General features: G+C 41.0%; 24 protein-coding genes and 1 pseudogene. All 25 read left to right on the top strand.

What is annotated here, in order from left to right:
* Positions 1–44: 44 nt before the first annotated feature.
* A complete protein-coding gene (locus PUN35_RS19280; protein ID WP_031600946.1) occupies positions 45–173 on the top strand; it encodes a hypothetical protein in 129 nt (42 codons plus the stop codon).
* Positions 174–189: 16 nt separating this feature from the next.
* Positions 190–642: an ArpU family phage packaging/lysis transcriptional regulator gene (locus PUN35_RS19285; protein WP_031600945.1), complete on the top strand. Its 453-nt coding sequence runs from the start codon at positions 190–192 to the stop codon at positions 640–642.
* Positions 639–1,180: pseudogene (locus PUN35_RS19290) on the top strand (tyrosine-type recombinase/integrase). The gene PUN35_RS19285 and the pseudogene PUN35_RS19290 overlap by 4 nt, the downstream one beginning before the upstream one ends.
* A gap of 670 nt (positions 1,181–1,850) precedes the next feature.
* Positions 1,851–2,216 carry a PIN domain-containing protein gene (locus tag PUN35_RS19295; RefSeq protein ID WP_123772464.1) on the top strand — a complete coding sequence of 122 codons (366 nt, stop codon included), beginning with the start codon at positions 1,851–1,853 and terminating at the stop codon, positions 2,214–2,216.
* A 150-nt stretch (positions 2,217–2,366) separates the two neighbouring features.
* The gene (locus PUN35_RS19300) at positions 2,367–3,140 is read left to right on the top strand and encodes a hypothetical protein (protein ID WP_031600943.1); all 774 of its coding nucleotides are present in this window, start codon (positions 2,367–2,369) and stop codon (positions 3,138–3,140) included.
* A gap of 390 nt (positions 3,141–3,530) precedes the next feature.
* Positions 3,531–4,277, top strand: coding sequence for a hypothetical protein (locus PUN35_RS19305; protein WP_033881251.1), 747 nt, complete (start codon positions 3,531–3,533; stop codon positions 4,275–4,277).
* 49 nt (positions 4,278–4,326) lie between these two features.
* On the top strand, positions 4,327–4,701 hold the full coding sequence (locus PUN35_RS19310) for an HNH endonuclease signature motif containing protein (protein WP_046160532.1): 375 nt from the start codon (positions 4,327–4,329) through the stop codon (positions 4,699–4,701).
* A complete protein-coding gene (locus tag PUN35_RS19315) occupies positions 4,596–5,009 on the top strand; it encodes a hypothetical protein (RefSeq protein ID WP_224588978.1) in 414 nt (137 codons plus the stop codon). Before PUN35_RS19310 ends, PUN35_RS19315 begins: the two co-directional genes overlap by 106 nt.
* A 71-nt stretch (positions 5,010–5,080) precedes the next feature.
* Positions 5,081–5,614 (top strand): phage terminase small subunit P27 family, encoded by a 534-nt coding sequence (locus tag PUN35_RS19320; protein WP_017697674.1) that lies wholly within the window; start codon positions 5,081–5,083, stop codon positions 5,612–5,614.
* Positions 5,614–7,323: a terminase large subunit gene (locus PUN35_RS19325; protein WP_031600939.1), complete on the top strand. Its 1,710-nt coding sequence runs from the start codon at positions 5,614–5,616 to the stop codon at positions 7,321–7,323. Before PUN35_RS19320 ends, PUN35_RS19325 begins: the two co-directional genes overlap by 1 nt.
* A 12-nt stretch (positions 7,324–7,335) precedes the next feature.
* Positions 7,336–7,551, top strand: coding sequence for a hypothetical protein (locus tag PUN35_RS19330; RefSeq protein ID WP_033882051.1), 216 nt, complete (start codon positions 7,336–7,338; stop codon positions 7,549–7,551).
* Between the two features lie 5 nt (positions 7,552–7,556).
* Complete coding sequence (locus PUN35_RS19335; protein WP_033882052.1) at positions 7,557–8,804, top strand: phage portal protein; 1,248 nt, start codon at positions 7,557–7,559, stop codon at positions 8,802–8,804.
* Positions 8,794–9,420, top strand: coding sequence for an HK97 family phage prohead protease (locus PUN35_RS19340; RefSeq protein WP_003220242.1), 627 nt, complete (start codon positions 8,794–8,796; stop codon positions 9,418–9,420). The genes PUN35_RS19335 and PUN35_RS19340 overlap by 11 nt, the downstream gene beginning before the upstream one ends.
* A gap of 36 nt (positions 9,421–9,456) precedes the next feature.
* Positions 9,457–10,659, top strand: a complete 1,203-nt coding sequence (locus tag PUN35_RS19345; protein ID WP_033882054.1) for a phage major capsid protein — start codon at positions 9,457–9,459, stop codon at positions 10,657–10,659.
* Positions 10,660–10,674: 15 nt separating this feature from the next.
* Entirely contained in the window at positions 10,675–10,989 is a 315-nt protein-coding gene (locus tag PUN35_RS19350; protein WP_031600935.1) for a hypothetical protein, read from the top strand.
* Positions 10,990–11,017: 28 nt separating this feature from the next.
* Positions 11,018–11,509: a collagen-like domain-containing protein gene (locus PUN35_RS19355; protein ID WP_031600934.1), complete on the top strand. Its 492-nt coding sequence runs from the start codon at positions 11,018–11,020 to the stop codon at positions 11,507–11,509.
* Positions 11,510–11,524: 15 nt separating this feature from the next.
* Positions 11,525–11,872, top strand: a complete 348-nt coding sequence (locus tag PUN35_RS19360) for a head-tail connector protein (RefSeq protein ID WP_031600933.1) — start codon at positions 11,525–11,527, stop codon at positions 11,870–11,872.
* Entirely contained in the window at positions 11,805–12,176 is a 372-nt protein-coding gene (locus PUN35_RS19365) for a phage head closure protein (protein WP_033882056.1), read from the top strand. Before PUN35_RS19360 ends, PUN35_RS19365 begins: the two co-directional genes overlap by 68 nt.
* Positions 12,169–12,552, top strand: coding sequence for an HK97-gp10 family putative phage morphogenesis protein (locus PUN35_RS19370; RefSeq protein ID WP_033882058.1), 384 nt, complete (start codon positions 12,169–12,171; stop codon positions 12,550–12,552). The genes PUN35_RS19365 and PUN35_RS19370 overlap by 8 nt, the downstream gene beginning before the upstream one ends.
* A complete protein-coding gene (locus tag PUN35_RS19375; RefSeq protein ID WP_031600930.1) occupies positions 12,549–12,929 on the top strand; it encodes a tail completion protein gp17 in 381 nt (126 codons plus the stop codon). Before PUN35_RS19370 ends, PUN35_RS19375 begins: the two co-directional genes overlap by 4 nt.
* Entirely contained in the window at positions 12,930–13,541 is a 612-nt protein-coding gene (locus tag PUN35_RS19380; RefSeq protein ID WP_017696306.1) for a major tail protein, read from the top strand.
* A gap of 54 nt (positions 13,542–13,595) precedes the next feature.
* On the top strand, positions 13,596–13,934 hold the full coding sequence (gpG, locus tag PUN35_RS19385) for a phage tail assembly chaperone G (protein ID WP_003220222.1): 339 nt from the start codon (positions 13,596–13,598) through the stop codon (positions 13,932–13,934).
* Positions 13,935–13,936: 2 nt separating this feature from the next.
* Positions 13,937–14,116 (top strand): hypothetical protein, encoded by a 180-nt coding sequence (locus PUN35_RS19390; protein ID WP_017696308.1) that lies wholly within the window; start codon positions 13,937–13,939, stop codon positions 14,114–14,116.
* Between the two features lie 12 nt (positions 14,117–14,128).
* Positions 14,129–18,007 (top strand): phage tail tape measure protein, encoded by a 3,879-nt coding sequence (locus PUN35_RS19395; RefSeq protein WP_033882059.1) that lies wholly within the window; start codon positions 14,129–14,131, stop codon positions 18,005–18,007.
* Positions 18,007–18,846 (top strand): phage tail family protein, encoded by an 840-nt coding sequence (locus tag PUN35_RS19400; RefSeq protein ID WP_031600927.1) that lies wholly within the window; start codon positions 18,007–18,009, stop codon positions 18,844–18,846. The genes PUN35_RS19395 and PUN35_RS19400 overlap by 1 nt, the downstream gene beginning before the upstream one ends.
* The last annotated feature ends 10 nt before the right edge of the window (positions 18,847–18,856 follow it).

Below are 18,856 nucleotides of genomic sequence, written 5' to 3' on the forward strand. Positions count from 1 at the left end.
GTGCTTTGGTTGGTGTCCGTTTTTTATTTGAACGGAGGGATAGCATGAAGAAGAGGAAGGAAAAGCCCAATAAAAACGCGCAGGAGCGTTCTGAACGGTTTTGGCGGCAAATTATGGGTCAAGATAGGCAAACATTGAAAAGAGGCAAAGGCGGGGCTTTAAGACGTAAATAAACGGGAGGGTAAAAATATGAATCAATTAACATTAAACATTCCCCAGATTGATGAAGAAGCAACTAAATTAAAAGCAGAGAAGCTGCTGGATCAATACCGGTTATATCTCTTACAGGTGCCAGATGATTTTTTGCCAAAGGTTACACCTACTTATAGCATTGTTCCGCCAAGTATCACGAATGAGTTTCATTCCTCAACAGAAGAGGCAGCATTAAAGCGTCTTGATTGGGAGATTCAGCGTGACAAATTCTTAAAAAGGATTCAAAGGGCTGTTAACCGGCTTTCTCAAAGAGAACGGCAGATCATTGTCATGCTCTATATGCAGCCGGAAGAAATGTATGATTATGAAGTGTATGCAGAAATGGACCTGAGCCAGCGCAGCTATTATCGTGTGAAGGCAAAGGCTCTATATCGGTTGGCATTTGCTCTGAGAGAAGAAGTATATAAGGATGGGGGAACCTCTGAATGAATTTTGTTCAGCCTATACGTGATCCGGAATGTATCTTCTACATCAAGAGGTTTTTAAAAGAGCAAAACATGAGGAATTACATGCTATTCGTGACCGGTATCAACTCAGGGCTCCGCATATCGGATATTCTGCAGCTGAGAGTAAGAGACGCGAAACGCCCTTATTTCAATCTCATAGAAAAGAAAACGAAAAAGAAAAAGAGAATCGACATGACGCCAGCTCTTCAAAGAGAATTTAAGGCCTATGTTGAAGGGAAAGAGGACCATGAGTTTCTCTTTAAAAGCCGTGAAGGGATTAACAAGCCAATATCCCGGTCGATGGCATACAAAATTCTCAGGGCTGCTGCTGAGTACGTGGGTTTAGATGACATTGGCACGCATACATTGAGGAAAACATTCGGCTATCACTTTTACAAACAAACGAAGGACGTTGCCATGCTGCAGAGATATTTAATCACTCGGACCAACGGACAACCCTGCGGTATATCGGAATCAATCAAGACGCCATGAACAACGCTATGAAGAAATTTAAAATATAACCCGGCTCATCCAAAACAACGAGGATGGGCCTTTTTCTTTGATTTTTCGTCAATTCCTCAAAAATAACAGATGTGTAATTCATTTTAGGGATATTGGTTCAAAACAGAGAGGACAAGGGGTTGGCTCAGTTCGACGAGTTGCACAGTATAAAACATATGGGGAATTCGTGGATTTGTGGGTAACCATAGTAAAAAAATAACATCGGAATCCACATATTTGTTTATTTTGCCACTCCTAGGTGGTATATTTTTCATACGGACAGCCATATCCTTTACTATCCAACTTGTTCTTTAATTTGGCCGACAAGTCAGAAAGGAGGGATTGTGTTGTCACATCATCATAAGGAGGAATGGATGATGAAGGTTTTAGAAGCTCTTTGAGAAAATGAATCTTGTGAACAAGAAGTAATTACTGAAAGACATGCTGAATTTCAAGAATCAATTGAAGCCTTACAGGAATTGGGGGAACTGTTGGCTGATGATCTGTTTGAGGATGGAGAGATTGAGGATATAATCTCTCAAGCAAGGGAGTTTGCCAAGATAACATGACCGTAAAAGCAGTTATAGACACCTCTACATTAGTAGATGGGCTGATCAGAGGTTATAAGGATCCAGAGTATATAATTAGAAAACTAAAAAAAGGTGACTTGATTTGCTTATGACGGAGGAAATGGCAAAGGAACTTTTTATTGTCGTTTATGCCTTATTAGAAAAAGCAAAGAATTCTCCGAAACAGAAAGTTTCATTTAACCCCAAAAAGTATTTGAGAGCAGTAAGCGTATTTAGTTTGAATGCTACAAAAATAAAAACCAGTACCCAAATTACCTCATGCGTTGATCCGAATGATAATATGTTTTTAGAATGCGCGATTGATGGAAAAGCTGAGTATTGTATTTCCAGTGATTATAGTATCCATAATTTTAAAAATTATTCGGATAACGAAATTGAATTGGAATGGGTTAAAGACATAAAGATATTCCACCCTTCTGATTACGTATTGCATGATCAAGGAAAAATTAAGACGACGGGCGCATAAGCCGTGGTCTATTTTTTTGCATTATATAGGAGCAGAAAATGACAAATTATAAAGAGTTCAGTCGATCCGAATAGATGGAGATAAATCTTTGTTGCCATGATTGGAATTAATATGTATTAATAATATTTATGTTTTTGGGAGTGTTTGCTTATGGAGAAATTTATAGATTTGTTTAGTCAAGGATGGGTCGGTTCGTTGATAGGAGTTATCGGAATAATAATTGGTATTTTCATTTCGTTTTATTTCTATTCAAAGGGAAAAATCAAACGTGATTTTGCATATTTGCTAAATACTCGTAGAGTTGTTGGAAAAGACAATTTTGCAACTGAAGATATTGAGATTACGGTTAAAGGTAAGTCTGTTAATAAATTAGTTAATACAATAATCAAAATTAGAAATAATGGGAACCAAACAATTAATGGTCAAGATACTTCCGTGAAAGATCCTATAAGATTTGAAGTTAGTAGCGATGAAGAGATTATTTCTGCGTCAATCCTAAATCAAACTAAATTTACAAATGACATATCAGTTAAACATAATGCCAATGAGCTTAATATATTGTACATAGAATTTGACTATTTAGATCCCGGAGATGGGGCCGCAATAGAGGTTTTACATACAGATAACACCGGTCCTCATGAAATAAAAGGTACTATTAAAGGTGTAAACTCTTTTAAAAATTATACAGACAATACTTTAGAGAAACGCACTCAAACGTTTATATTGTGGACTGCGCTAATACAAGGATTAATGATAGCTGGTATTGGTAGTCGGGATTCAATAGAATCTGTTTCTCGTTCTGCCATGTTATTATATAACATAATAATGTTAGTAATATCATTATGCATGATTACAATAAGTTTGTTGATTTTTAAAGATAGAATAAAGGAAATGAAGTACTTAAGATTTATTAATGATAAATAATAAAATGGCATAAACTTGGCAGGATAAAGGCACACCATTTCTTTTTAAGTAAGGTATCATGGTAATAGATAATAAATCGACAGGCGCTTTCCCAATTAGGAGGGCGCCTTTTCATTGGAATTTATCCCTAAAAAACTATGTACTAAATATTCTATTATGGAGGTAGTGCCGTGATTAAGGAAAGTAAGCTGCCATTTATAGAAACACTTGTGTCTCTTGGATGCTATGAAGGAGAAAAGGGAGCAGCTTTGTATGATATGTCGGTTCCTGAATAAACTAAATTGTTCGTTGAAACAAGATGTAAGCTTGTTCGTAAATAATTCGACAAATTCCGCAAATTATTCCTTATTTCTTCTCTTTCGCCGATAATATATGGTGGGAGTGAAAGCAATGAATAAGCAAACGACAAAAATTAATTGGGATTATGTTTTTTGGATTATTATTTTTTCGATAATACTATTTGATCTTATAATTTATGCTGGTGTAACTAAAGCTTTCTTTGGTGAAATTGATACCACAATATTATCTGCCTGTATTGCATTTATAGGTGCAATAATTGGAGGAGGTATAACATTTATAGGTGTTAAAAAGACAATCAAAGCTAATGAAGATTTATACTACAGAAATGAATTACCAAAACAACTATATAGGCTTGATAAGGTAATAACAGATGTTGATATGATTAATAAATTTGAACTTCGGGGAGTTAGGCACAACAATTATATAAATGATCGATACTTTTTTTCTTTGACTGGACAATTAAAATTAGAAAAAAGAGATTCATATAAAGAGTTTACAGTTGATTACTTAGAGAAATTTAAAGATGAACTTATATTTGTAGATGGTGAAGGATATAAAATTTGGATTGAGTTTAAAGAAAAAATCATTGCTATCGAAAAGTATTACAATACTGCAGAAGTTTTAACCCAAAAATTTCATAACGAACATGGTCATGAATATATGCAAGGTGATTTTAATGGGGATTTAGATAAATTAAGTAAAAAAATACAAGAACTAAAGGATAACGTAGACCAATTGGAAGTAAACTTTTTTGAGGAGTTAAGTCAAATATATATAGAACTTCAAAATAAATTAACCTCAAAGCAAGATCGAATGATTAAGGAAATGGATTTCTAGTATGACAGGCCTCTTTTGGAGGTCTATTTTTATTTACGCAGGTGATAGAATGCTAAAATCATTAAAACCTTGTGGTGAACCCTGTTGCTCTAACCTGACTCGAGAAAGTTACTGCGAACAGCACATGCGAACTAAACCAGCCTATGATCAATACCGGGAGTCCGCTACCAAACGGGGGTACAACAGCAAGTGGAGGCAGGCACGTCTTGGCTACCTGTCAAAGCATCCATTTTGTGTATCGTGCATGATGGAAGGTAGACGGGTGCCGGCAACAGTAGTCGATCATATCAAACCGCATAAAGGAGACAAGAAACTCTTTTGGGACTCAGGCAACTGGCAACCCTTATGTGCGCCGTGCCACAGCAGAAAGACAGCGAAGGAGGATGGAGGATTTGGGAACAGAACATCAAACGTGCATGTGTGATGAATGTGGAACAATGCTCTTGGTCAGAGGGTGCTCAAAGGTCAGGAAGCATGACGACGGCATCCGTGAGCAATATCAAGTGTCCTCGGTGTCGGACTGAGTATACATCCTATTACACCAATGCTGACATAAGACGTATGCAACAGAAGGTAAAGAAACTGTTTGCTCTTCGTGCAACGATGAAAAAGGAAACAGCATTCGATCTGTATACAAAGAAATTAACAGAAGAACAAAAGAAATTAGAAGCCGCCATGCTGCAGTTGAAAGAGAAAATGAGCACCCCCCACCCTAAAATCTCTGAGGGATGAACGCCGGAGACCGCGCTCCCCTCCCCATTTTGAAAAATTCCCTAAATGAAAATTCGGAAGGAGGTGAGGGAATGGCTAGACCACGGCAACCTGTTGACTTGCTACTGGTGAAAGGGAAGAAACACCTGACACAGCAAGAGATTGAGGAACGTCGAGCACAGGAAATAAAGGCACCAAACGACAAAGTAAAAGCTCCATCATATTTGCCAAAAGACTTAAAAAGAGAGTTTAAAAAGATAGCGGATGAGCTGAAAAACATCGGGATCATGACCAATTTAGATGTTGATGCGCTTGCCCGTTTTTTGTTTGCCCGGAAATTATATTTGCAAGTAACAGAGCAATTGCTTGAACGGGGTCCGATGAAAACAGTGATCGTTAGAAAATTTGACGATGACGGGAATGTAATAGGAGAAGAAGAAAAGGTTGTTCCGAATGATGACTATTCTGAACTATTGATAAACCAAGACAAGTTGTTTAAACAATGCCGGCAAGCTTCAAGCGACTTAGGACTGACCATTTCCTCTCGCTGTAAACTCGTTATCCCGAAAAAAGATGATGGGAAACCGAAGTCAAAAGAGGAAGAACGGTTCGGGGGCCGTATGTAATGCAGGAGATTACTGCCGAAGTTCTCATAGAACGGGTATGGTCATACGCTGAGAAAATCCGTTCCGGTGAAATCAAGGCAAGCAAAAAGCACAGATGGGCAGTTGAACGCTTTTTTCGAGATGTTGAACGCCTCGCAGATGGTGACTGTCCTTATTATTTTGACGCTGAGGCTGTTGTCGATTTTTATGAATGGGCGCGGCAATTCAGACACGTCGAGGGGATTCTTGCCGGACAGCCGATTGAGCTTACAGACTTTCAGCTTTTTATAGCGGCTAATATCTACGGTTTTTATAAAAAAGAAAACGGTGCTCGGCGATTTCGAAAAGTTTATATCCAGCTGGCCCGGAAAAATGCGAAATCACAGTTTCTTGCTTTAGTGGCGTCATACGAGATTTTTCCGACGCAAGAAAAACACCGGGTATTTATCGCCGGCTGGTCCAGAGAACAATCCGATGAGGTTTATCAAGCCATACTCGAACAGTTGCACCATGCGCCCATACTGAAAGGGAAATACTCCTCAGCCAATGGGCGAGTAAAAAAATACAACACAAACTCCATCATTCAGCCTTTATCTAGAGAAGCCCGGAAGTTAGGGGACGGGAAAAATCCATCTATTGGGATAGTGGACGAATATCATGCTCATGAAACAAGTGAAATTTATGATGTTCTTGATAGTGGTATGGTCGCCCGCCGCAGCCCGTTAATGGCTGTTATTACGACAGCCGGCTTTCATATGGAAAGGCCGTGTTTCAGGGAATATCAATATACAAGTAAAATCCTTGATCCAGACATTGACACGGAGAATGATGATTATTTTGTCATGATCTGTGAGCTTGATCCAGAGGACGATATAAAAGACGAATCAAACTGGATTAAAGCCAATCCCATTGTTGCAACGTATCCAGAGGGCATGGAGTCTTTGCGTGCTGCGCTTAAAGTAGCGCTGGAAGTTCCGGAGAAAATGAGAAGCTTCTTGACTAAAAATATGAATCGGTGGGTTGATCAAAAGGATAATGGATATATGAACATGACAAAATGGCGGGCATGCAGCGGCGACATTCCTGATTTACAGGGCATGTCAGTTTATCTGGGGCTTGATCTGTCTATGACTACAGACTTAACATCCGTTGGATATGTGGCTGTGCAGGAGGGATTTTACTACGTTGGTCAACATTCCTTTATGCCCGAGGCACGAGCCAAGGAAAAAATGGCAACAGATAAGGTGCTATATGATTTGTGGAAAGAGATGGGTTACATCACGTATACGGCAGGGGAAGCGGTTGATTATCAACGCGTCGAACAATGGATCATAGAATTTATTCATAAACATCGTTTCCGGCCGCAAGAGATCGTATACGATAAATGGAACGCTCTTCATTTAGCCCAACGTCTTGAATCAAAAGGGCTGACGACAGTAGAAATGCCACAAAGAATAAATCATCTTTCATTACCTACAAAGAGTTTTCGAGAAAACGTTTATGAGGGGAAAGTCATACACGGTGACGATCCGGTTTTAACATGGGCCATTAATAACGCGATTACGAAAATTGATCCGCAGGAAAATATCATGCTGGATAAAGCAAAATCGAAGCAAAGGATTGACCCTATTGCAGCTGTTATAAATGCGTATGCCCGTGCGATGTACTTCGGCAATAGTGGAAGAGTTGATTTGAATGAACATTTTGGGTCCGGCAATTTTAGTTTTTAGGATGTGAGAAGTATGAAAAAGGTTAGCGCCTTTTTTGCAATGTTTAACCCTAGAGTTATGAAAAGAGGGTTTTCTTTTTTCTTGTTGATATTAAATGATCTGCTGTTCATCACGGGAGCAGGCTTTATCCTGACAGCTGCTTATAGATGGAATACAAACATCGGTCTGATTCTGACGGGTGTCTTTTTTATGTTTTATGCCTATCTTCTGACCAAGAAAGCGAGGTGAAATAATTGCTAATAGATCGGATGTTTGAAAAACGGTCCGGTTCAACGGATATAGACGGTTTCAATGATTTATTTGTAAATTTATTCGGCGGCCGGAAAACAGCAAGCGGTGAAACTGTAAATGAAAGAAATTCATTAGTGAAGCCTGACGTTTTTGCATGCGTGAATGTATTATCTGATGATATTGCAAAGCTGCCGATCCATACGTTTCAAAAAACAGAAAACGGCATAAAACGTAATCCGGATCATCCCACTGCCTACGCTGTTTATGCACGTCCTAATCCTTATATGACGGCTTTCATCTGGAAAAAGTTGATGATGACGCATGTTTTGACGTGGGGAAACGGCTATTCATATATACAATTCGGCGAACATGGTTATCCAGAAGCGCTGTACCCTTTGCGCCCTGAAACTACAAACGCTTATATTAGTCCGATTACAGGCATGTTATGGTACCAAACGGTGGTCAATGGAAAGGCTATGGAGCTGTATGATCATGAAGTGCTGCATTTTAAAGGACTTTCAACAGATGGCATACACGGAAAATCACCCATAGGGGTAGTGCGGGAACATATCGGGGCACAATCGGCCGCTACAAAATACAATGCCAAGCTGTATAAAAATGAAGCAACACCGCGCGGGATCTTGAAAGTTCCTGCTTTTTTAGATGAGAAGCCTAAAGAGAATGTTCGTAAGGAATGGAAAAGAGTAAACCAGGGCGAAAATATTGCGATCATCGACAATGGCTTAGAATATCAATCTATTTCTATGCCATTGCAAGAAGCTCAATTTGTCGAGTCTATGAAATTTAATAAAGCGCAAATTTCAATGATCTATAAAGTGCCGTTGCATAAACTCAACGAATTAGATAAAGCAACCTTCTCCAATATTGAGCATCAGTCTATTGAATATGTCAGGAATACTCTGCAGCCGTGGATCGTGAATTTTGAACAAGAACTCAACGTCAAATTATTTATGGATCACAACCAAAGAAGCGGCCACTATGTAAAATTCAATGTCGACAGTGAGCTGCGGGGAGATAGCCAGTCGCAGGCTGAGTATTTTAAAACAATGCATGAAACAGGAGTGCTGAATAAAAACGAAATTAGAGAGCTCATTGAACGCAATCCGATTCCACACGGTGACAAATATCTTGCCAGCTTAAATTATGTGTTCCTTGATTTCATGGAGGAATATCAGCGTCTTAAAGCTGGCGGTGCCGTGAAAGGGGGTGACATCAAGAATGAAGGATAAAGAGGTCCGGCAGTTAACAACACCCATTGAAATACGTTCAGAAGGTGAAGGGCAAAGCGAATTTGTCGAAGGATATGCTTTGAAATTTGAAAAATGGTCAGAGCGTCTTGGATGGTTCAAGGAGATTATCAGCAGGAATGCACTTGATTCAGCCGATCTTTCAAACGTTATTGCTCTTTTTAATCATCAGCAAGACTTTCCTTTGGCGAGAAATACTGTTTCAGGCGATTCTGGGCGTCTTGACCTTGAAATAGATGGAATAGGTCTCAAATTCAGATTTAAGCCCTCAGACACGTCATATGCTCGTGATTTAATGGAGAATGTCCGCAGCGGTGTTATTAATCAATGCTCTTTTGCTTTTTCACTCGATTATGGAGACGCAGAAGCGGACGAGTGGCGGCTGAATGAAGATGAGGACATCTACGAGAGAAGAATTAACAAAATACATCGTATTTTTGATATATCTCTTGTCACGACGCCAGCGTATAGCGATACAGAGGCAGTCGTAGGCGCCCGCAGTTTGGAAAAAGTGGAGCAATTGAAGGAGAGCCGCAACGCATCAGATGAAACATTAAAAATGGAATTGGAATTACTTGACCTTGTACTCCCGGAGTAAGGTCTTTTTTTGTGTCTAAATAAGGAGGAAACCTATATGCCAATGCAAATGAGCAAAAAAGAAATTCAATTAAGACAGCAATTTACCGAAAAGAAGCAGCAAGCAGACAAGGCGCTGCAGGAGGGTAAAACAGATGAGGCCCGTGCCTTGCTTGATGAAGTGAAGCAGCTCAAGAATCAAATCGAATTGATGACCGAAGGACGTTCACTTGATGTGCCTGACTTGCCGGGCGGTGTGAATTTTGTGCCGGAACAGGAGCGGAATCCAGAGGGGCGATCAGGAAACGATGGGGATATAGAAGAACGACAAAATATGTTCCGCAAAGCCTTTATGAAGTCACTCCGCGGCAAGCGTTTAACTGATGAGGAACGTGACTTATTTGAAAGTGAAGAGTTTCGGGCAATGTCCGGAAAAAATGAAGAAGACGGTGGCATCCTGATCCCAGAGGATATTTCTAGACTAATCAAAGAGTTGAAACGGGAGCAAGTGCATCAGTTGGAGCAATACGTGACTGTTGAGCCAGTTGCAACTCGCTCAGGAAGCCGCATGCTTGAGAAAAATAGTGATTTGACTCCGTTTGCAGTTCTTGAAGAAATGGATGAGATTCAAGAAACAGATCAGCCGAAATTCTCCAAACTCTCTTATAACATTGTGGATTATGCTGGCATCTTGCCACTTTCAAATACACTACTTCAAGATACAGATCAAGCAATCATGGCCTATGTTGCTAAATGGTTTGTAAAGAAATCAATCACAACGCGTAATGCTTTGATTTTGGCGATTCTTGATAGCTTGAAAAAAGTAGAATTTAAAGGGTTGGACGCAATTAAAAAAGCTTTAAACGTAACGCTTGATCCTGCTATTTCATCAGGCGCAATCATCATGACTAACCAAGACGGCTTTGACTATCTTGATCAGTTAAAGGATGCAGACGGCAAATATCTACTTAAAGACATCCCTTCTGAACCGACAAACAAAATGCTATTTGGCTGTCGGGTAGTGGTCATTTCAAACAAGATTCTAAAAACAAAATCAGGGAAAGCGCCTGTCATTGTCGGCGATCTAAAAGAAGCGATTGTTTTATTTGACCGCCAGCAACAATCAATTGCCTCTACTGATGTCGGGGCCGGTGCATTTGAGACAAATACTACTAAAGTGCGCGCAATTGAGCGTGAAGATGTGAAGTTGTGGGATTCTGAGGCTATAGTGTACGGTCAATTGACGTTGCCTACTGAGTAATAAAGGAGGGTTATCATGCGAGTAACTAAAAACTACACCACTGATGGCGGAGATCGTACCGTCATTGGCGGTATTTTAGACATTGACGGCGGAACCGTTATGAAAGATGGTCAGGAAATTTCATTAGGCGGCGGAAATCAAACCGAAATGGGTGCAGGCAGTGTTACTCATGAAATGTTGCAGGATAAATCAGTCCGCAGCAACAATATAGGCACCGGAAGTGTAATGGAAGAGCACTTGAATTCAGCTATCACAGAAAGACTTTCAAGTTTAGAAAATAGATTAAAAGCATTAGAAACAGCGAAAACAGAACCAGCTGCAACTGAATGAAAAATATAAAAGAAAAGGATGAGTGAAGATGGCAGAAGATTATCTTTATGAGAGTGGCGGAGTAAAAACATCATCTGAGAAGGGTGCTGACGGAAAAGCAATCACACCCGTTTATTTAAAAGAAAACAGCGAGGAAAACCCTGTCTATGTGAAAGGACTTCAAGGTGAACCCGGACCCCAAGGTGAACCCGGACCCCAAGGTGAACCCGGACCTCAAGGTGAACCCGGACCCCAAGGTGAACCCGGACCTCAAGGTGAACCCGGACCCCAAGGTGAACCTGGTCCTCAAGGTGAGCCCGGTCCAAAGGGCGATCCAGCTGTAATTGAAGAAGGTTCTATTACTCACGAAATGTTGGGGGACAAGTCTGTTCGTAGCAACAATATTGGCACGGGAAGTGTCATGATGGATCATTTGAATGCAGAGGTGAAGGCAGTATTTGACCAGCTGCAGAAACAAATTGACGAGTTGAAAAATGATGTGCGGACGCTTAAAGGAACAGATGAAGCGCCACATGAATAAGGCGGTGTGTCCTAAATGGAACTAGAGGCTATTAAAAACTATTTAAAGATCGAGCATGAAGAAGATGATCGCCAACTCTTGAAACAAATAGCCGCGGCCAAAAGCTATATCATCAATGGAATAGGCCGGTATATAGAAGGGCACCCGCAATTTGAGCTGGTACTTCAGATGCTTGTTGAACATTGGTATGAAAACAAAGGGATATATGAGTCCGGGGGTGCCGGATCGTCTATCCCTTTTACTGCTGAAAATATATTGACGCAGCTGCGTTATATATCTGTGGAGGAACAAGAAGATGAGAAAAAAGATCAGCCAACTTCGGCACAGACTGACCTTTCAAAAGAAGGAGTCGATACAGGATGAAGAGCTGAATTGGAATGAGGGATATATTGATCTTTTCACTGTATGGGGAGCCATAGAAGGATTTAGTTCTCTCGGAAACAATGAATCTGTTGTCGCGGGAGCATTGGGAGTCAAATCACCGAAAAAAATCACTATTCGCTATCGAGATGACGTTCAACGAGATATGAGGATTGTAAAGTATGTCGGCAGAAACGAAAAGAATGAACCGATGTTCCGTACCTTTGATGTGATAGATTTTAACGATCCCGAAGATAACAAGGAAGAGCTTGAGATCATGTGTCGGGAGGTTGGTTTGAATGGCTAATATGGACATTGACGGCCTCGAAGAGTTAACTGTGTACTTTGAAAAGATTGGCGGGGATGTTGAGAAAGTTGAACCTGTGGCATTAAAGGCCGGCGGTGAAATTATTGCTGAACGGCAGCGCGGCCACGTTAACCGAAGTGATAAACAACAACCCCATATGCAGGACAATATCACAGTCTCAAATGTAAGAGAATCGAAGGACGGCGAGAAATTTGTTGCTGTTGGTCCGAATAAAAAAGTAGCGTTCCGAGGGAAATTCTTAGAGTGGGGCACTTCAAAAATGCCGCCGTATCCGTTCATAGAAAAAGGTGGACAAGAAGGGGAGGGGCCTGCTGTGGATTTAATGGAACGAATACTTACAGCGCCGATCAAATGACGATGGACCCGGTTCGTGAATTGGTCAAAACTCTTACGTCCAGTTCTAAATTAGATGAATTAGTAACGGGCGGAGTTCATAACCTTACCGCAAATGATGTGAATGCTTTTCCGAGAGTCGTATTTTATGAGCTTAAAGATGCTGATGCCGGTTATGCAGATAATAAAGCATACTGTTTTGAAGTTCGGTTTCAGATTAGTATATTCACTCAAGCAGCTTCGCGGAAATTTGAAAAGCCGATTGCTAATGAAATAGATAAGTTAATGCGTTCAATCGGTTATGGCCGGTATGATTCGCAACCATTATACGAAGAAGACACCAAAGTCTATCACAAAGCAATGAGATATGTAAAAGGCTATTTTAGGGAGGAAGAATAGATGGGAAAAATTTTAACCGGACTGGATATGTTCCATATCGCAGAAGTTCTGAAAGATACAAAAGATGAACTTGAGTTTTCAGTTCCAGAGGAATTACCAGGTGCAGTTAGTATGAAACTTGACCCGAAGTCTGAAACGGAAACTTTCTATGCGGATAACGGTGCGTATGCACAGTTAAGCAGCTTAGGAGACATTGACGGAGAAATGGAAGTCGCAGATTTACCCCTTGATATGCAGGCGAGGATTTTTGGGAAAACGGTTGAAAATGGCATTCATTTCTCTAGTGCAGATGACAGGCCACTAGAGATTGCGCTGGGTTTCCGTGCAAAAATTTCAACTGGTGGCTACCGTTACTATTGGGCTTTAAAAGGGAAGCCGGAATTAGTACCAGTTGAACATAAAACGGAGGAAGGAAAACCGTCGCCTCAATCTACTCAAGTGAAAATTAAATTTAGTCCACTGACAAATGTGAAAAAAGGAAAGAGAAGATGGGAAGCCAAAGCTGAAGAAGGAAACGGCATTAATGCTGATACTTGGTTCAGACAAGTTGTCTATAACAAAGACAGTTTTACTTCTGGCGGAAATGACGAAGTTGTTGACGTTGGTAAATAAGTAAACTGAGCGCTTTAAGCGCTCTTTTTTCTTGAATTAAAAGGAGGAATGAAAGTGGAGGCTTTAACAATCACTTTAAGAATTGACGGGAAAGACAAAAAGTTCGTGACACCAGACTTCATTTCCGGAAAGTTGTTTCGTAGTGCTGCGGCTATTGCAGAAGATTTTGAATCTAACGATACTGATAGGTTGTTTACTGAAAAACAAAATGAATTTGTCTGTAATGTATTCGGAAATAAATTCACGCTTGATCAATTTGAAGAGGGAATTGATTCCCGACTAGCTGGAAGAACAATTTATGCTACTGCAAATTATGTTCTTGGGAACATAACAGAAGCCAGCGCTCTGTTAAATCCGAACCAGAATGCAGATGGTGAAGAACCGGGGGAGTAAGTTTGTCCGAGGCTGTCATGGATATGTACAACGCCTTGGAAGAAGTCGGGTTCTCCCAAAACCAAATTGACGAAATGGACATTGTGTATCATCTCAAACGGTTGGCTAGGAGAAAAGAAACAACTGAAAATCCGAAAACTAATGAGAATGATCAAGTGTACATAGATCAGATTTTAGGATAAGGAGGTGCCCGATTGAGCAAGGATATTAAAGTCAAACTGTATTCCAATTCATCGCAGTTTAATACTGAAATGCGTGGTATTGCTGTCCAGATGAAAAATATCAAATCAGAGTTTGAGAAGAACCGTACAGCAGTTGGCGTATGGGGGAATCAGTTAAAGACTGCCCAAGTAACAGCCCGGACTCTTAGCCAACAGCTTGAGCAGCATAAACAAAAAGTAAAAGCACTTCAAAGAGCATATGCAGATGCAGCAATCAAAAAAGGGAAGGATGCAAGAGAGACACAATCTCTTGCCCGCCGACTGAATAATGCAACAGCTCAGATGAACAGAACGCAGCACGCTTTGAATGAAACAACTCAGAAAATCAAAGAAATGGAAAGCGCATCAAGAAGAGCTGCAACACGTATCAGGCAGATGGGTCAGCGCATGAATTCTGTAGGCGGAACAATGCGGAATGTTGGATCATCAGTAGCAATGACATCGGGTGTGGCCTTCGGTGGCTTAGTTTTGACATTCAAAGATGCCATACAAACAGGTATGGAATTTGAAAAACAAATGAGTAAGGTACAAGCGATCTCTGGCGGAACAGCGTCAGAGGTAGCCAAATTGAAAGAGCAAGCAAAAGAGCTCGGTGCAACCACTGTCTTTACAGCAAGTCAGGCGGCGGATGCACAGGGCTTTTTAGCTATGGCTGGATTTAAAGTGAATGATATTTATGATGCTATGCCGGGGATGCTCAGTCTTGCGGCTGCTGGTCAATTGGAGCTGGGCGCGGCGGCAGATATTACGTCAAACATCATGTCGTCTTTTGCTCTGAAAGCAAAAGAGTCAGGTCACGCTTCGGATGTCATTGCTTATGCAGCTGCTAACGCAAACACAAATGTAGAGCAGATGGGTGAAGCCATGAAATTCTTGGCACCTAATGCTCATTCACTTGGATGGGGTATGGAGGAATCAGCTGCTGCCATTATGGCCTTTGGTGATTCTGGTCTCCAAGGAACTTTAGCAGGACAAGCGTTTGGAACATCTTTAACCCGCCTTGCAGCGCCTTCCAGAAAAGCAGCCAAGGAAATAGAAAGATTAGGCTTTAATTTCTTTGATGCTGCTGGGAATATGAAGAGCATGCCAGAAGTAGTCGCTGAGATGGAAAAAGGCATGAAGGGCATGACGAAGGAGCAGCAGGCAGCTACACTGAAAACAATTGTGGGTGCCGAGGCGTATAAACATTGGACAATTCTTCTTCAAAAAGGGTCGAAAGCCCTCGGAGATAATACAAAAGCTCTTGAAAAGTCAGACGGGGCAGCCAAAAAGATGGCGGATACCATGCTGGATAATGCACATGGTAGTATCGTAGCGTTTGAATCGGCTCTTGAAGGCGCGAAAATAAAGCTTACCGAGAGCCTGTTGCCGGCACTTGGTGATTTAGCTGATAAAGGTGCCGATATTATATCCACTTTTAACAATATGGATTCCAGCACCGTTCAAACGATTGCCAAAACCGCACTTCTTGCCACAGGAGTTCTAGGCGTAACAACAGCCGTTGCAACGTTAACAGCTGGTATTGGAGCCCTCCTTGCATTCACCGGACCAATTGGTTTGGCAATTGTCGGCGGAACAGCTCTTCTCGGAGGAATCACTGTTGCTACTTATGCTTACAACGAAGAATTAAAGAATCAAAAGAAGAAGCAGGAAGAGGCACGGGAAGCTGCATTGCTATATGGTGAAGGGGTTTCTAAAGCGACTCAAAAGTCAGCAGCTGCTTATGTTGATTTGAGAGAAAAAGCTGAACTTCAATTATTTGAATTGAGCCGGGTTTCTGGTGAAGAAGCAGAAAAAATGTCTTCTAAACTTGTAACCACTTATTCTCAAATGCGGGACAGTCTAATCAAGGAACTTGAGGGATTAAAGAAAGATGCGTTGGTTGTTCTCAAAGGGTTATTTGAAGATACAGACGAGAATACCAAGAAACAAGGCGAAAAGATCACAGATAAGATGGTCGGCGCTATTGATAAGGACATGCAGGAAGCCCGCAAAAAGGTAAAAGAATTAGAACAGCTACAGAAGGACACGGGTCTTGTATCCTCAAAAATGAATGAATCGCAAAAGGCTAAATTCAATGAGATTCTTTCATACTTTGAGCAATCTACAAGTAAGTTTGCGGCCAATCAAAAAGAAGCTATCGCCATGCAAAAAGCTGTTTCCGAGCAACAAGGGAAACTATCATTCAAACAGGCGAAACAGTACAACGATGATATTAAGAAGGTTTATGAAGATGGACAAAAAGCAGCCAAAAAGGACTTGGATTATCGGAATGATGTCATTGAAAAACTATATGCACAGGGCTATATTGATGCAGAAAAACGCAATACTTTGCTCAGTAAGAGCACAGCTGATTATGACAAGGCTTTAGCGAAAAACACAGCTGCTTATGAAAAGAATTCAAGTGCTCTCTTCTCAAAAATGTCGAGAGACGGACAACTATTAGATTTAGAGACTGGAAAAGCATTAAAGCGACAAGATGAATATATTTCTAACTCAATGGGGATTATGGTCAAAACTGAGGAATCTGAATCCGCCTATCAAGAACGTTGGGCCAATAAACAGATTGAGTTTCTCCAAAGTCTAGGTAAAAGCAAAGAAGAGGCCATTGCTACCACACAGCAGGCACTTCAAGAGTTTTATCAAGGCGTTGGGATGACAGAAGGCGAAGCGCGAGCAGAAGCAAGTAAAGTTGTCTCAGCTGTTGAAGATGAAATGAATAAGCCTGGTAACACGCAAGCTGCCGGTCAGAAGGTTGTTCGCGACTTTGCCAGCGGCTTAAAACAAGCAAAGCCGGCCGTTGTGGGAGAAGGAACAGTTTTACAGCAGGCTTTAAATAATTCATTGAAGTCTGATACTTCTACACCTGCCCAAGCTGGTAAGTCTAAAGGGAACGCATTCAAATCAGGTTTGAATTCCACAAAAAACTCTAATGTTCAAAGTGGATCGGTCTTGCGTCAGGCTGTACTGAGTGAGCTCAACAAAGGCGGAGGACAGGCCAGTTCAGCTGGTCAGAACAAGGGGAATAAACATAAATCCGGTTTGAACTCAACGAAAGGAGCAAACACCTCTGCAGCTGGTTCACTCAGTTCATCCGTGACAAATACTCTTGGGAAAACTACAGATGGTGGCGGAGGTAAGAAAGCCGGGACCATGTTTTCGAGTGGAGTGAACAGCAAAAAAGGAAGCGCGAGCAGTGCAGGGAAGAATGTTTCCAACAGCGCGAAGACAGGTTTGAAAAGCGCTAAAACAAACAGTGTAGGCCAAGACTTTGTAACGGGATTTATAAACGGCATGGGTTCGCAAAATGGTTCGCTTTTCAGCGCTGCGTGGAATCTCGGTAAATCTGCATTAAGTGCATTAAAGAAATCAATTGATTCTCATTCTCCGTCAAAACTGACTCAATCGGAAGGTCACAACTTCTCAGATGGTTTTGCAATTGGGATTCAGAATAAATCAAAATTAGCGAAGAAAAGCGCTGTTTCCATGGCTCAAAGCACAATGAGCTCATTTAAACGGGAACTTAGCCAGATGGCTTTTGACATAAAGGGCGCGGCCGATCAGCTGATTTCTTTGAAATCGGAACTTGTGGTTAGAAACGAAGTAGATACACCATCGTTAAACCAAAAGCTTGATGCTTTGATCACGCTTTTATCCAAGGAACTTACAGGTGATGGAGGAGGAAGTGCGGGAATGAGCCAAACTCCAATTGTCATTTATCCTGCACCTGTTCAGATCGACGGGCAGCATGTTGCAAATATCCTGTTTGAAAAAGGAGATGGGAAAATTCTTGATCAAAAGAGTGCAGATCGTTACAACCAGAGTGCCTATAAAGGTGGGGTGAGAGGCTAATGCTTGATCTATATATAGATTTTAACGATGGAAGGGGGGAGCGAGAGCTGACAAGCTTGCTCCCTCGTTTTAGTGTGAGGGGTTTTACACCCGACTCTCCCAATATTGAGCGAGAAACAACAACGATGTCGAGGATAAACGGATTAGTCTTGCCGCAGCATCCCCGGGATGTTGTGTATAAGGAGCGGAGTATAAAAGTTGAATTTCTTCTCGATTCAATTATTGCTGAGACGTTTTACCAGAACAGGCATGAACTTTATGCCTTGTTAGTTCAGCCGTTTCCCTATTACATTTCAACGGATTTGTTTCCTAACCGTCGTTTTCTTGTTACTTGTGACGGGAATTTCTCTATCCCGAAAGATAAGCAGAAAAACCATGCAACATTCACTGTAGAGTTTACAGACATTCTTGGACTGGCTGAATCTAAATTCACATCATCTACCTCTCAAAACTTTTCCGGAGAGCATTGGAGTTTTGGCATGGGAATTTTAATGAGGGATGATCTTGAATATCACTTCAAAAACAAAAAGCGATTCAGCATTTATAATCCGGGGGATGCCATTGTAAATACTTTGCAGCATAACTACAATGTTACCTTTTGGGCGAAAGGAAAGAATGTCACAATAGTCAATCACACGAACGGTGAAAAGCTAAAGATTGAACAAGAGCTTCAACGATCTCAGAAGGTAACGTTCATCAAACAATATACAGTGATTAAAGATAAACGAATTAAAACCTCTGGCCGGCTTCCGTCCTTAGATATTGGATGGAACGAGTTTGAAATACAAAACTCGAATGATTTTGAAATCAAATTTGATACCCATTTTTATTACAAGTAAGGAGGGATGA

Source organism: Bacillus sp. N3378-2at (assembly GCF_033412715.1).
GTDB lineage: Bacteria > Bacillota > Bacilli > Bacillales > Bacillaceae > Bacillus > Bacillus subtilis.